This window comes from Chitinophaga sp. H8 (assembly GCF_040567655.1).
GTDB classification, from domain to species: Bacteria; Bacteroidota; Bacteroidia; order Chitinophagales; family Chitinophagaceae; genus Chitinophaga; species Chitinophaga defluvii.
In genome coordinates this window covers 598,365-613,935 of the sequence record NZ_JBEXAC010000002.1, presented here as the reverse complement: position 1 = coordinate 613,935, position 15,571 = coordinate 598,365, and the positions used below count along the sequence as shown (strand labels likewise).

Genomic DNA, 15,571 nt, shown 5'->3' with positions numbered 1-15,571 from the left:
TTAACACTACTATATCATGATCAAGAATTATCTGTTAATAGCATGGAGAAACCTGCTTAAACAAAAGCTGTTTGCAGCCATTAATATTGTGGGAATGGCAGTAGCATTTTGTGCTGCCCTGTTGTTGTTATTAACAGCTTACCGGGAATGGTCATTCGATAAAATGTTGCCAAACAGGAAGCAGGTACATCAATTATACTTTGAAGAGCACTGGCCTGGCCGTACTGAAGAAAATGTAAGTATGCCCGCACCCATTGCACCGGCATTGCAGCAGGAATGCCCCGGTGTACAATATGTAACAAGGTATGTAGGTGGGAATAATCTGGTGCAATACAAAGACCAGGAGTATCAGTATCTGATGAAGTATGTAGACGCTGACTTTCTGCGTGTTTTTCCTTATCCATTGCTTAAAGGAAGCGGAGCGGATGCCTTGCGTCAAACAGATCAGGTGGTGATCACGGAAAAAATAGCTAACAATATTTTTAAAGGAGAGGATCCGATAGGCAAAACCATTAAGATTAAGCAGGGAGATAATTGGATGCCTGTTGCGGTTGCTGCAATAGCAAAGGATATACCTGATAATTCGAGTATTGAATTTGATTTGCTGCTCCGCTTTGAAACCCAGCGGGACTATGCAGCCACAAAAGATAGTTGGGGGCAGTCTTCCTATAATGTGTTTGTCCAGCTGAACCCACACACTACTGCCACTGCTTTTGAGCAGCAAAGTAAAACACTGGTTAATAAATATTACGCAGATAAAATAAGAGATCTCAAAAGAGATGGTGCTGTGCCGGACGCTTCAGGAGGATTGGTGCTGTTAAAAACAATCCCATTGGAAGATATCCGGTTTAATAGGATTACGCCATTGAGTGATGGTGCCAGCAAATTTTATCCATGGTTAATGGTGGGGTTGGGATTGATGATTACCCTGGTTTCCAGCATTAATTTTATAAACCTTTCGATTGCCCGCTCATTTACACGATCTGCCGAAATAGGGCTCCGTAAAGCACTGGGAGCAATGCGGAATCAGCTGATTATCCAGTTCTGGAGTGAGGCATTTATTGTATGTGGAATTGCTTTGATCTTCGGAGTTATATTGGCTTATTTTCTGATACCCTCCTTTAATACCCTGTTTAGTAATAATGTATCCTTAGGCATTCTTAAGAATGTAAGATTGATAGTGGTGCTATTCCTGGGGTTTCTGGGAATTACTTTGGTAGCAGGTGGATATCCGGCATGGCTGGTAGCCAGATTTAATATTGTACAGGTTTTAAAGGGTAAGATCAATATGGGCAGCCAGAGCAATATTCGCAATGGATTGATCATTGTGCAATTTGCCGTGGCTATTTTATTGATCAGCTGTACTGCCATTGCCTGGCAGCAGCTCAATTATATGCATACCCGCTCACTTGGGTTTGACAAACAGCAGGTGATCAGTATCCCCGTGGATTCCAAAACGGATGGATGGAAATCGCTCAATTTATTACGGAACCGGTTGGCCTCAACGCCGGATGTATTAAGTATAACTGCCAGTGAATTAAATCTGGGCAGTGGCAGGGATGGCCATTTGGGCACTTCCAGGGTGGGTTTTGATTATAAAGGCCGTGCCGTTAAAACACACTGGTTGAGCGTGGATTATGATTATACAAAAACATTGGGACTTACCTTATTGGGGGGCCGTGATTTTTCACGTACCTATGGAAATGATTCTAATGCAGTTGTGATTAATGAGAAGATGGTAGCCCAACTGGGAGAAAAGGAACCCATTGGCATTTACCTTGATCTGGGTGATGGAGAAAAAGTGCAGATCATAGGCGTAATAAAGGATTATAATTTTGAATCACTACATAAGAATATTGAACCCCTTACTATAAATATGCAGTCAAAGGAGAATGGTGGATACCCTCATTACATTTTCGTGAGAGTATTACCTAAAAACCTGGCAGGTGCCATGCATACGGTAGAAAAAATCTGGCAGGAAATTAATCCGCAGTCGGCCTTCGAAGGATCTTTCCTGGATGAAAATGCTGATCGGCAATACAGGCGGGAAGCAAGATTTTCAAAGATATTTGTGAGTGGCGCTATTCTGGCAATTATCATATCCTGTATGGGATTATTTGCTGTTACGCTGCTTGTGCTTACTCAAAAAAGAAAGGAGATTGGTATCCGGAAGGTTTTAGGGGCCTCGGTAAATGGCATTGTAATGCTGATAGCAAAGGATTTTATCAAACTGGTAGCCATTGCCATTTTCATTGCAGCACCATTGGCCTGGTTTGCCATGCATCAATGGTTAAAAGGATTTGCTTACCGTATTGACATTCAATGGTGGCTATTTGCGATAACGGGTTTGTTGGCGATGCTTATTGCATTTGTTACGATCAGCTTCCAGTCTGTTAAAGCAGCATTAGCCAATCCTGTTAAATCATTGCATGCAGAGTAAGAATAAAATATCATTACAAAACGATATAAAGGATGTTCAGAAATTATTTTAAAACAGCGTTTAGAAATCTCTGGAGGAGGAAAACATATACTGCCTTAAATATTGCCGGACTGGCATTGGGAATAACCTGTTTTTCCCTGCTTGCGATGTATTTGCATAATGAGCTTACTTATGATCGTTTTCATAAAAATGCCAGTAATCTTTACAGGATTAAAATGACCTACAGTTTTGGAGGTGCTACGCCCTCAGATGTGGCATTAACACCAAAGGCGCTAGTTCCGGTATTTAAAAGAGAGTTTCCGGAAGTAGTGAATATTGTAAGGATGGGTAAACCAGATTTGATTACCCTGCAATATGGAGATAAAGTATTTAACGAAAGAAATTTTCTCTATGCGGAAGCTCCATTTTTTGAGATGTTTACTTTTCCCTTACTTCAGGGTGATCCGGCTGCTGTGTTAAAGGAACCCAATACACTTGTCATTACTGCCACCGCAGCAAGGAAGTATTTTGGTAATGAGGATCCGGTAGGGAAGATCATTAAGCAGGGAAATACAGATTTGCGTATTACCGGTGTAGTAGCTGATGTGCCTGAAAACTCTCAGCTGAAGTTTGATTTTGTTGGATCAGCCCCGGTTAGTACAGCGGAGGAGTGGTCGCCTGCAAATTACTATACTTATGTGCAATTGCGTGCAGGTGCATCTATGGAAGTGGTACAGCAGAAAACAGATCGTTATGTCGCTGCTATGGTGGCAAAGTACGGACAGCTGAACAAGGGTGATTTTATACGTTATGTGCTGGAACCACTGACCAGTGTACATTTATACTCTACCGCAACGGTAAGTATGGAACCGGGTAATGATGTTCGTTACATATATATCCTGGAAGGGGTAGCTATCTTATTGTTGTTGGTGGCCTGTATTAATTTTATGAACCTGGCCACAGCACGCTCTGCTGAACGTGCGCGTGAAATAGGTGTTCGTAAAACGATGGGGGCTTTAAGGGGCCAGCTATTCTGGCAGTTTATTGCGGAGTCTGCCCTGATTACAGCATCCGCACTATTAACAGGCATCTTATTGGCAAAGCTGGCTTTACCCTACTTTAATGACCTTACTAACCGCAGTCTGCAAATGGGATTAGCCGGCAGCTCCTGGTTATATGCTTTGCTAATGGTAGTATTTGTGGTAGTTACTTTTATAGCTGGTACTTATCCTGCCCTTTTTCTGTCGGCTTTCAGGCCGGTAACCGTATTAAAAGGAAAAATGGTGCAAATGAAAGGGGGTGGGTTACGTAAGGCATTGGTGGTGACACAGTTTGCGGCTTCTGTATTTTTCATCATTTGTACCCTGGTTATAGCTGCCCAGTTGAATTACATACGACACAAGAAAATTGGTATGGAGCGGGATCATGTAATTGTGCTGGATGGTTCCGTGGTTGGAGATAAGCTGGGGCCTTTAAAGCAGGCACTGTTGCAGGTGCCTGGTATAAAAGCAGTGAGTGCGTCGTATGACTCACCTGTAAAAATAGGAGGTGGGTACAGCCTTGGGAAGGTAGAAGGTAAACCTGCTGATTTTGGGATGGACATTACTGCTATGTCTGTTGCCAAAGATTTTATTACTACTATGAATATGGAAGTGATATCGGGAGAAGATTTCACAGATGCCGATATTAAAGATATCCTGTTGCCGGAAATTGGGAAACGACATTATCATTTTTTACTAAATGAAACAGCGGCAAAAAGACTGGGCTGGTCAGCAGCAGCTGCATTAAATAAGCGGATAAGCATGAATGGCCGAAACGGGACGATTAAGGGTGTATTGAAGGATTTTCACTTTGAGTCTATGAGGAGGGCCATTGAACCTATTGTGATTTTCCCGGAATATGATTATATGCTCAGTAAGCTGCTGATAAAAACAGATATGGTGAACATGAAAAACACGGCGGCCGGGATGAAAAATGCATGGGCCTCTTTTTTTCCTCAGGTACCTTTTGAATATCATTTTCTGAATGAAGAATTTAATAGCTTGTATAGTTCGGAACAGCGGACGGGCAACATATTAACTTTGTTTGCAGTGATTACCATCTTTATTTCGTGCCTGGGATTGTTTGGGCTGGCTGCTTTTACTGCCACACAGCGTACCCGGGAGATAGGGATGCGCAAAGTAATGGGTGCTTCGGTCTTAAATATTGTAACCTTGCTGTCCCGCGATTTTTTAAAACTGGTGGGTATTGCCGTGATTGTAGCATCTCCGCTGGCATGGTATATTATGAACAACTGGCTGGCTGATTTTGCTTACCGTACCAATATAGCAGCATGGGTATTTGTGGTAGCAGCAGGTGCGGCAGTAGCTATTGCCTTGTTTACTATTAGTTTTCAATCTGTCAAAGCGGCGTTGATGAATCCTGTGAAATCATTGCGTGCGGAATCATAAATTCAAAAACGTATGACTTTAGTATATTAGTTATACAGTATTTATAAAAGTTAATAAATTTTCAATGATACAGTTACGACATATCTCTAAGCACTACCCGGTAGGATTCGGTAAAAATGAAATATTGAAGGATGTAGATCTGACTATTCATGAAGGAGAGTTTGTTTCTATTATGGGGCCATCCGGTTCGGGTAAATCCACCCTATTGCATATTATGGGTTTGCTGGAAGAGCCGTCTGATGGTCAATATCTGTTTGAGGGCGAAAGGGTAGATCAGATGAATGAGAAAAAGCGCACGCAGTTGCACCGTGGAGCTATAGGGTTTGTTTTCCAGGCGTATCACCTGATAGATGAGCTGACTGTTTATGAAAACATAGAAACCCCATTGTTATATAAGAATGTAGGGGCCGGTGAACGTAAAAGCCGGGTAGCGGATGTACTGGACCGCTTTAATATGGTGGCGAAGAAGGACCTGTTTCCCAGCCAGCTTTCCGGAGGTCAGCAGCAACTGGTGGGGATTGCCCGGGCCATTGTAGCTGAGCCAAGGGTTATTTTTGCGGATGAGCCTACCGGTAACCTGCATTCTGACCAGGCTAAAATTATCATGCAGTTATTCAAGCATTTGAACGAAAAGGATAAAATTACCATTGTACAGGTAACCCATTCTGATGTGAATGCCACTTACGGGAATCGTATCATTGAAATCAGAGATGGGAAAATTGTCTAGTACCGGTAGGTACTATGCTTAAGGCATAATAGTGACAATGGGCCGGTTTAAATTTGGCCTTTCGGCCGCTTTTAACAAATTCAGTAAATAAAATATTATGTTTTACACTAAATTAGTGTGGCATAGTGCCATACCTACTAAATTTTTGCCATCTATCAAGAAGGGCAGGAAAGTATCATCACAATTACTATATTTTTGTCAGGCTATGAGTTTACAAAAGTTTACGGGAGCGATCCTGGTTTTATTCATGTTTGCTGCCCCAGCAGTTGCGCAGGACACCTGGAGCCTGCAGCGGTGCGTAGATTATGCGTTGGCCAATAATATCAGTGTAAAGCAACAGGATGTACAAAAACGCCTGGCAGACCTTACACTGAAGCAAAGCCAGATGTCCCAGTTACCTAATTTGAATGGGGCTGCTGGTGGTGGGTTGAACTTTGGGCGTAATGCGGATCCAGCTACCTATGCTTTTGTAACCAAATCCTACTTTGCTTCGGATCTGAACTTAACAATGGATCTCACCATTTTTAACTGGTTTACCAAGAGAAATACCATCGCAGCTAACAAGCTGGAAGCGCAGGCCAACGGCTTTCTGATGGAAAAAGCAAGAAACGATCTGGGATTTAATGTGGCAAATGCCTTTTTACAAATACTATTGTATAAGGAACAGGTAAAAGTGAATGAGGTGCAGGTAAAACTTACCCTCAATTCCCTGGAGAACACCAAAAAGCTGGTACAGGCCGGTTCAGTGCCGGAAAGCAATCAGGCAGATCTGGAAGCGTCATTGGCACAGGACAGTACCAACCTGGTTACCGCACAGAATAACGAGATCCTTTCGGTATTGCAAATGAAGGCATTGCTTAACCTGGGATTTGATATACCGTTCCAACCCGAAGTACCTGCCAATATCGCTTCTTTGCCGCTACCCCGTATGGATGAAGTGGCGCCGGAAATGGTATACAGCGCTGCATTGGCTACTTATCCGCTTATTAAAACGGATGAGCTGCGGATACAATCAGCTAAAAAAGCACTGGCGGCTGCCAAAGGTGCCCTTTATCCTTCCTTGTCATTCTCGGCAGGTATGGGTACCCAATATTCTGAGAACTATTCTGAACGCGACTTTAGTAACATCAAAGGCCCGTTTATAGATACCCTGGGTACGGTGAAAGTGGGGGGAGGAGATTATGATGTATTAGGACGTCCGAGATATGATGTTGGTTCCCGTACCATTCCCTTCAACACGCAGTTAAGTAATAACTTTTACCAGAATGTAGGATTGCGGTTGAGAATACCAATACTTAATGGATGGCAGCAACGTACTGCTGTAAACCGTGCCAAGCTGGATGTTTATAATAAGGAACTGACCCGCGACCTGGATAACCAGAAACTGCGGCAGGATATTTATACAGCACATGCCAACGCTATCGCTGCGATACAAAAGTATTCAGCTTCTTCTGTGGGAGTAACTTCAGCGCAGAAATCATTCGATTTCGCTACTAAACGTTATAACCTGGGCTTGTTAAACACAATCGATTATATTACCATTCAGACTAAATTATTTAAAGCACAAATAGATAAGGTCTCGGCGCAATACGATTATATATTTAAAATGAAATTGCTGGAGTTTTACCGGGATCAAAAAATTGCCCTGTAGCACTCTGTGCTAAGAAATAACCGCTATATGATGAAGGAAAAGAAAAAAAGCAAAAAACTTTATTGGTTTGGAGGTGGCGTGCTGGGAATAATAGTACTCTTTATGGTACTAAAAGCGGCAGGCGTAATAGGAAAAGAGGAAGGACTAAAAGTAGCCACTGATAAGGCTACCCGCAAAGACATTGTAGAAGTGGTTGCTGCAAGTGGCAAAATTTATCCTGAAGTAGAAGTAAAGGTAAGCTCGGATGTATCCGGGGAAATAACCGACCTGCTGGTGATGGAAGGAGATTCTGTAAAGAAGGGACAGGTACTGGCCCGCATTTATGCAGATATCTATGGATCTATGGTAGATAAAGCTGCAGCATCAGTAAGCCAGCAAAGAGCACAGCTAGCTAATACGGCTGCTGCCCTGCATTCCTATAAAGCACGCCTGGACCAGAATAAAGCGGCCTATGATCGTAACAAGGAATTGTTTAAACAAAAGGTGATTTCCAAAGTAGAGTTTGAAACATCAGAAGCTACTTATCTGTCATCACAGGCAGATTATAATGCTGCGGTACAGCAGGTGAACAGTAATAAATATGCTGTACAAAGCGCACAGGCAAATCTTACTGAAGCAAACAAAAACCTGGGACGTACCACTATTGCAGCTCCTATGAGTGGCATTGTGAGTTTGCTACCTGTGAAGAAAGGAGAACGTGTAGTGGGTACCGCACAAATGGCCGGAACAGAAATGCTCCGTATTGCTGATATGAATGTAATGGAAGTACAGGTAGATGTGGGAGAGAATGACATTCCCAAAGTTAAATATGGTGATACGGCTATTATTGAAGTAGATGCCTATAATGCCCGCAAATTCAAGGGAATTGTTACGCAGATCGCGAGCTCCAGTAAAGGTGCAGCCAGTGTGACAGGTACCAGCGGCTCTTCTGCTGAGCAGGTAACCAGTTATATTGTTCACATCCGTGTTTTATTGGACAGCTATAAAGATCTGATAGATCCGAGCCATCCCAAAAACTTTCCGTTTCGTCCGGGAATGAGTGCAAGTGTGGATATTCAAACCCGTCGTCAGCACAATGTAATAGCTATTCCTATTAATGCGGTGACTACCCGTGACCCAAGTGATACGGCTCACGTTGATAATGGAAAGGGCAAATCCCAGCGTGGTGCACAGGAAGATGATAATACTACTCCTACTTCGGGCGATAACTCTAAAAATGACCTGAAGGAAGTAGTCTTTGTACTGCAAAATGATAATACGGTGAAAATGGTGGAGGTTAAAACCGGCCTTCAGGATGATACTAACATTGAAATTATTTCTGGTGTTAAAGAAGGGGATGTAGTGGTAAGTGCACCTTATAATATTGTTTCTAAAACACTTGCCAACGGCAAAAAAGTAGCAGTAGTACCAAAAGGACAATTATACGAAGGGCAGGCTAAGAAGTAGTATGCCGACTTTTGATTACATTGCGGAAAAATAGCGTAGTGAGCAAGGGAATAAAAACTGGTATTATTGGGAGTGGTAGCTGGGCAACTGCATTGGCTAAAATTTTAACGGATAATGGTAAACGTATCCATTGGTGGATACGTAACGAGGATACTATCCGGCATATGCAGTTGCGCCATCATAACAAACATTATCTTACCTCTGTATATTTTGATACTACCCTGCTGGAAATGCACAGCAACCTTTCATCGATGGTGGCTGCCTGCGACCAGGTTGTGCTGGCTGTGCCATCCGCTTTTCTGGAAGAAGTACTCGCAGGTTTATCACCGGATGCGCTTCGGGGCAAAAAGGTGATTTCAGCTATTAAAGGCCTGGTTCCTGGCCCTAATATCCTTATCAACGAATATCTATTTAATCAATTCGGATTACCACCAGAGCAATACTTTACGATTTCAGGCCCCTGCCATGCAGAAGAAGTAGCCAATGAGAAATTGTCCTACCTGACCTTTTCAGGTATTGAACAAGCTGCGACACAGGAGGTAGCCGATGAATTCGGTGGCAGTTATCTGCAAACCATTGTGAATAATGATGTGGTGGGTGTACAGCTGGCTGCGGTGCTGAAAAATATTTATGCTTTAGGTGCCGGTATTGCACATGGATTAGAATATGGAGATAATTTCCTGAGTGTATATATCGCTAATTGTTTCCGGGAAATGCAGTCATTTCTGGAAAAATATGAACAGCAGCCTACTGGTACGGGGGCCGTATCTGCCCATAATTATAATGCCAGCGCCTACCTGGGCGATTTACTGGTAACCTGCTATTCCCTACATAGCCGTAACCGTACATTCGGAAATATGATTGGTAAAGGATATAGCGTAAAAGCAGCTATGTTGGAATTAAATATGGTTGCGGAAGGTTATTATGCCAGTAAGTGTATTTATGAAATGAATCGACAGATAGGTGCTTATATGCCGGTTGCTCAGGCCGTACATGCTATTTTATGGCAGCAGTTAAACGCTGCAGAAGGTTTTCTGTCTCTCGAAAAAGGATTTATATAAGTCTTTTGGACATCTTCCTCGGCGTAGTGCTGACAGGCTTGGTGTTTGAAAAATAATGCATAATCATCCACTGAATGCGCACGCCTAGTGTTGTTTCAGGTACAGGACCATGCATGTACTTTACATCGTTCTTTTCTGTAATGATGTATTCCGTTTCATTTCCATCATATTGTACCAGGAATTTCCGCTCTTTAGGAACTTTTCTTAATGTTACTTTCTTAGTAATACCATTAATGTCGAATGTGCAGGATAAGTTTCTCATGAGCTCTAGTTTTCATTGATCGTGATTAAAAACCCATTGCTTGCCGCTGCCGCAATTGCGTTGGGAGATTGCTAATGGTGGAATGGATATGGTTGTAACCGCTGAAAATTTAATAATAACATAACTTAAAATGACAATAAAAGTTCTGCTAATAGCTAAAATAGACAAATTTTGCTAAAGAAAAAACAGTATACAGGCAGCATGATAAAGATTGACAAAATGATACTGTAAATATTATGTAATACATACGTGTGATATATCTGATAGTGTTGTTTTTACAGTATCTATGCTTGTTTTACCCTTTATTATTAGCAGAAGTAACAATATAGGGTTGATCCGCCGTTGCAGCCATCCAATAGCTGCCACTTTAAATAAAGGTGAAAAAATATCAACAATAAATGATACTCCTTTATGTGAATTAAAAGTTAATGGCTATTTTTTGCACCTTTACCCCGGTGCCATCAAATCCATGTAATTGGACAAGCGCTAAAAATTTCGTATCTTCAGTGATTCAGAAATTTTCAGGTATTACTCCGTTTTTGATAGAGAGCAACCCATCATCCTCGACCCCCCATAGTGCGTTTTATTTTTTACTGCTAATTCCACCATATGTGATTGGACAGAATTGTCCTGGCATTGTTGTGGAGTATTGGGCATAAATGGGAAGATATTTCCACACTTGGAAAATGCAATACCTCCGAAACCTTTACTGGTACGTTTGGAGTGATATTTGAAGAATTTGTTCCCGGTATACCGTGTTTGTTATATCGGGATTGTAAGGACTAAAACTATATAATCAATGAATAAAACCTTGCTTTTTGTTACATCCTTCCCACCTCGTGAGTGTGGCATTGCTACTTTTGCCCAGGATTTAGTGAACTCCCTGCATAAAACGTTTGCAGGAAAATTGAATATAGAAATCTGCGCCTTGTCGGAATCGGGCAAGCCTGCAGCTAAAATAATACACCCGGTCACGCATACGGTTAATCCTTTTGACATAGATGACTGTATCGCGCTGGCGCATAAAATCAATGCAAACCCACAGATAGATTTGTTATGCTTTGAACATGAATTTGGTTTGTATGGAGGAGACTATGGACATAATTTACTGGCGATGCTGTCATTGCTGGACAAGCCATTTATTGTAAGGTTTCATACTGTATTACCCTTTCCAGATAATAAGTGCCTGAAGGTGGTGAGTCTTATCGGAGCACTGGCCAGTAAGGTGGTTGTAATGACAAAATCTTCGGCCCATCTGTTGAAAGATGTGTATCAGTTGTCTGCAGAAAAAATTGTACATATTCCACATGGTACGCATGCCCACATTGTAGAAGATGTTCAGGTGCTTAAAAAACAATATGGTTTAGCGGATAAACTGGTATTAAGCACTTTTGGTTTATTGAGTGAAAACAAGGGGCTGGAAACAGGTATAAAGGCTATGAGAAAGGTGGTACAGCGGTTTCCGGATGCGGTGTATCTTATTCTTGGGAAAACGCATCCCACCATATTAAGCCGGGAAGGGGAAAAATACCGGGAGCATCTGATGGGATTAGTAGCGGAATACGGGCTGGAGAATAATATAAGATTTGTAAACTCCTATTTGTCTCTTGAAACTTTACTGGATTATTTAGCGATCACGGATATTTATCTGTTTACTTCCATAGACCCACACCAGGCGGTAAGTGGCACATTTGTATATGCTATGAGTGCTGGCTGTCCGGTTATTTCAACTGCTTTTGTACAGGCTAAGGAAATGCTGGATGAGGGATGTGGTTGTTTGATTGATTTTAAGAATGATGAGCAACTGGCAGCATGTGCTATGCGTTTGCTCGGTGATCCGGACCTGCGCCATAGTATGAGCCTGAATGCAATTGATAAAACACGTAATTCCATCTGGGATAATGTGGCGATTGCCCATATGGCCGTTTTTGCAGATATTCTTGCAGAAGAAAACATGCTTCAGCCGAACCTGCCACCTGTTTACCTCGATCATATTGACCGGATGACAGATGAGTTTGGTATGATACAGTTTTCAAAACATGACGTACCTGATCTCTCTTCAGGTTATACACTGGATGATAATGCCCGCGCCTTGATTGTGATGTGCATGTATGCAAAAGAGGTAAAACCCAGTGCTTATATCAGCTCATTGGCCCGCAAGTATGTTGCCTTTATCGGGCATTGCAAAACGGCTGCAGGGAGGTTTCTGAATTACGTTGATATCGGAGGCTCTTTTTCAGCTTCAAACGCTGAGGTAAACCTGGAGGACTCAAATGGACGTACAGTATGGGCATTGGGATATACACTGTCTAACCATGCTAATTTGCCCCAGGACGTAGTGCAGGAGGCCTATTCCTTATTCAGGGATAGTTTAAGATGGATGGGAGGCCTTACTTCTCCACGTGCTATGGCCTTTGCAATTAAAGGGTTGTATTATTTCCTGCAGTATAAAAAAGGCGGTATTGCCGCAGATATTTTGCAAAACCTTGCTACCCGTTTGCACAATGCTTATCTGGCTGAGGCAGACAGTAACTGGAAATGGTTTGAATGTGCGATAACCTATGGCAATGCTGTATTACCCGAAGCTATGATCATGGCTTACCAGATAACAGGTATCACAGCATTCCGTACCACAGCGGAAGAAAGCTTTGCATTTCTTTGCAGTAAGACATTTACCAGTAACCATATGAAAATGATCAGCAATAAAACCTGGTTTCATAAAGATGATATGGCAACCCAGGATGGTGGAGAACAATCTATAGAAGTAGCTTACACTATGCTGGCTCAGCACGCCTTTTACCAGGCTACCGGAAATCCGGAATACCTGGAAAAGATGCGTGTGGCATTCAGCTGGTATCTTGGGAATAATCACCTGAAACAATTAATTTACAACCCCTTGACCTATGGTTGTTATGATGGTTTGGAGAAGACCAATGTAAACCAGAATCAGGGAGCGGAATCAACAGTTTGTTATTTAATTGCGAGGTTATTGATGGAACAATGGAATAAACATAAACATGTTACAGCTAAAGAAGTCGGCGTGGGACCAGCCAGGCTTAGTTTCAACTAATTATGGAATGAAAGGACCCTCTATACTGATAATAGATGATGAACCGGATATATGCAGGTTATTGCAGTTAAGTTTGGTGAGGCATGGATATAATGTAAAATATGTTCATGCACTGGGAGAAGGAATGAAATCTATTCAGCGTCAGCAACCTGATATCCTTTTCCTGGATATTCACTTGCCGGATGGGTCCGGACTGGATGCGCTGCCCGCAATAAAGCAAAAGTGTCCCACATTGCCTGTGATTACTATCAGCGCTTATGATAATGGGATGGAAAAGCAAAAGGCTTTGGGTGCAGGGGCGGCCTTTTTCCTGGCTAAACCATTTAGTGTGAAGAATTTAGATGAGTTAATAAACAGTATTAAAAGTTAGTCAGCCTGCTTTTTTATTAGTAAATTTAGTAAGCTGTTGCCAAACACCATATATATTTTATGAAAAATATATTGATAATAGATGATGAGATCAATATCTGTACGTTACTAAGTAAGTTTTTAGGTAAGCATGGCTTTCAGGTAGAGAGTACTATGTCTGGTAATGCTGCCCTGAAAATGATGAAAGAAAAGACCTTTGATCTTGTATTGTGCGATTATCGCCTGAAAGATACGGATGGAGCGCAGTTGTTGCAGGATATCCGTCAATTGAATCCGCATACTATCGTAATTATTATTACGGGGTATACGGATGTAAGGATTGCAGTGGAAATGGTGAAGAATGGCGCATATGACTATCTTTCAAAACCGCTTTATCCTGATGAAATCCTGAGCCTGGTACATAAAGCATTTGCCCATAAGCAGGCAGAGCTGGAACGTTCTGCTGTGCAGCCTGTAGATGCCGGTAGCGCGCCGGAAGCCAGGGAGTCGCTGCTGGCCAGAGATAGTACGGGCAAAACAGATAAGTACGTATACGGTGAGAGTGCCGGTGCAAAGGAACTTATCAGACAAATAAAGCTGGTAGCTCCTACCGATTATTGTGTGATCATTTTTGGTGAAACAGGAACTGGTAAAGAATCGGTAGCCCACCTTATTCATCATCATAGTAAAAGACATAACCAGCCTTTTGTAGCACTGGACTGTGGCAGCCTTTCCAAAGAACTGGCCGCCAGCGAGCTTTTCGGACACGAAAAAGGATCATTTACCGGAGCTATTAATACCAAAGTAGGTGCTTTCGAGCAGGCACAAGGCGGAACTTTGTTCCTGGATGAAGTATCAAATCTTTCTTATGATATACAAGTTGCCCTACTTCGGGTAATACAGGAAAAAGTAATACGCCGTGTAGGTAGTATGAAAGAAATTCCTATTGATGTGCGTATCATTGTTGCCTCCAATGAAAAATTATCCGAGTCTGTACAACGTGGTAAATTCAGGGAAGATCTGTTTCATCGCTTTAATGAATTTACAATTTACATTCCACCATTGAGAGAACGGAATGAAGACCTTCAGTTGTTTATCACTTCTTTTGTTCATCAGGTAGAAAAGGAGCTGCAAAAGAAATGTGGTAAAATTTCAGCAGAAGTATGGGAATGTTTTCAACAGTATAATTGGCCTGGTAATATCCGGGAACTTAAAAATGTAATTCGTCGCGCCTGTCTGCTTACGCCGGAGCATGAAGATATTACAATGTCTGCGCTGCCATTGGAAATGAAAGAATCTTTCAGCCAGAGTTTTGATAATGACCGGCAGGCAACAGGAGAACTTGTTATGCAGGCGAATGATAACGATCTGAAAACAGTTGCATTGCAGGCAGAATACAATAAGATTATTAACGTACTGAAAGAGGTGAAATATAATAAGACCAAGGCAGCACAATTGTTAAACATTGATCGTAAAACTTTATATAACAAATTGAGGTTACTGAATATAAATTATTAATTCACATTTTATATGTGCCGTTAAGTACCCCATACCTGAAAAGGTATGGGGTACTTTTATTTAATAGCGCTATGGTACATGATTTGCTCTTGTAATAAATAATGCGATGCGATTTGATTACATGTAAAAACATCAGGCTATGAAAAAGTATCCGGATGCTGTACCCAAAGGAAATTTCTTTGAAAATTTTTCCGGAAAAGTAATTACAGCTACTGGCAGCCCTTGGGCTTTTTTTACTGCATTACTTACTATTCTGGTATGGGGAATTACAGGACCGTTGTTTCATTATTCGGATACCTGGCAGCTTGTTATTAATACAGGAACTACTATTGTAACTTTTTTAATGGTATTTGTAATTCAGAAGTCCCAGAATAAAGATTCAAAATCATTACACCTTAAATTGAATGAATTGATTGCAGCATCCAAACCTGCAAGTAACCGGTTAATTGTTGTAGAGGATCTGACAGAGGAGGAGCTGGATGTATTGCATAAGTACTATTGTTTGCTGGCAGAAGAAACAAAAGTAAAAATGAATGTAAAAGAATCTCATTCTGTGGAAGAAGCCATTAACAACGCTGCCGCAAAAGCAGCGGAAGCTACCAGAAAACCACAATAGGCG

11 protein-coding genes are annotated in these 15,571 nt (G+C 41.8%); 10 read left to right on the top strand and 1 reads right to left on the bottom strand.

The window, feature by feature from the left end:
- The first annotated feature begins 16 nt into the window (after window positions 1–16).
- The 6 genes from ABR189_RS16350 to ABR189_RS16325 all read left to right on the top strand — a co-directional run bounded on the left by ABR189_RS16350 (window position 17) and on the right by ABR189_RS16325 (window position 9,754).
- A complete protein-coding gene (locus tag ABR189_RS16350) occupies window positions 17–2,440 on the top strand; it encodes an ABC transporter permease (protein WP_354661525.1) in 2,424 nt (807 codons plus the stop codon).
- 32 nt (window positions 2,441–2,472) lie between these two features.
- Window positions 2,473–4,869 (top strand): ABC transporter permease, encoded by a 2,397-nt coding sequence (locus ABR189_RS16345; RefSeq protein WP_354661524.1) that lies wholly within the window; start codon window positions 2,473–2,475, stop codon window positions 4,867–4,869.
- 64 nt (window positions 4,870–4,933) lie between these two features.
- Complete coding sequence (locus ABR189_RS16340) at window positions 4,934–5,596, top strand: ABC transporter ATP-binding protein (protein ID WP_354661523.1); 663 nt, start codon at window positions 4,934–4,936, stop codon at window positions 5,594–5,596.
- 205 nt (window positions 5,597–5,801) lie between these two features.
- Window positions 5,802–7,247: a TolC family protein gene (locus ABR189_RS16335; RefSeq protein WP_354661522.1), complete on the top strand. Its 1,446-nt coding sequence runs from the start codon at window positions 5,802–5,804 to the stop codon at window positions 7,245–7,247.
- Between the two features lie 27 nt (window positions 7,248–7,274).
- The gene (locus ABR189_RS16330; protein WP_354661521.1) at window positions 7,275–8,693 is read left to right on the top strand and encodes an efflux RND transporter periplasmic adaptor subunit; all 1,419 of its coding nucleotides are present in this window, start codon (window positions 7,275–7,277) and stop codon (window positions 8,691–8,693) included.
- A 38-nt stretch (window positions 8,694–8,731) separates the two neighbouring features.
- Window positions 8,732–9,754: an NAD(P)H-dependent glycerol-3-phosphate dehydrogenase gene (locus tag ABR189_RS16325; protein WP_354661520.1), complete on the top strand. Its 1,023-nt coding sequence runs from the start codon at window positions 8,732–8,734 to the stop codon at window positions 9,752–9,754.
- Here ABR189_RS16325 and ABR189_RS16320 read toward each other — a convergent pair.
- Window positions 9,747–10,016, bottom strand: a complete 270-nt coding sequence (locus ABR189_RS16320) for a hypothetical protein (RefSeq protein WP_354661519.1) — start codon at window positions 10,014–10,016, stop codon at window positions 9,747–9,749. The genes ABR189_RS16325 and ABR189_RS16320 overlap by 8 nt on opposite strands.
- A 799-nt stretch (window positions 10,017–10,815) precedes the next feature.
- Between ABR189_RS16320 and ABR189_RS16315 the strand changes: the two genes are divergently transcribed.
- From ABR189_RS16315 to ABR189_RS16300, 4 genes are all read left to right on the top strand, one after another.
- The gene (locus ABR189_RS16315; RefSeq protein WP_354661518.1) at window positions 10,816–13,086 is read left to right on the top strand and encodes a glycosyltransferase; all 2,271 of its coding nucleotides are present in this window, start codon (window positions 10,816–10,818) and stop codon (window positions 13,084–13,086) included.
- A 7-nt stretch (window positions 13,087–13,093) separates the two neighbouring features.
- Window positions 13,094–13,456: a response regulator gene (locus tag ABR189_RS16310; RefSeq protein ID WP_354661517.1), complete on the top strand. Its 363-nt coding sequence runs from the start codon at window positions 13,094–13,096 to the stop codon at window positions 13,454–13,456.
- A gap of 59 nt (window positions 13,457–13,515) precedes the next feature.
- Window positions 13,516–14,952 carry a sigma-54-dependent transcriptional regulator gene (locus ABR189_RS16305; RefSeq protein WP_354661516.1) on the top strand — a complete coding sequence of 479 codons (1,437 nt, stop codon included), beginning with the start codon at window positions 13,516–13,518 and terminating at the stop codon, window positions 14,950–14,952.
- A 139-nt stretch (window positions 14,953–15,091) separates the two neighbouring features.
- Window positions 15,092–15,568 (top strand): low affinity iron permease family protein, encoded by a 477-nt coding sequence (locus tag ABR189_RS16300; protein ID WP_354661515.1) that lies wholly within the window; start codon window positions 15,092–15,094, stop codon window positions 15,566–15,568.
- Window positions 15,569–15,571 lie beyond the last annotated feature (3 nt).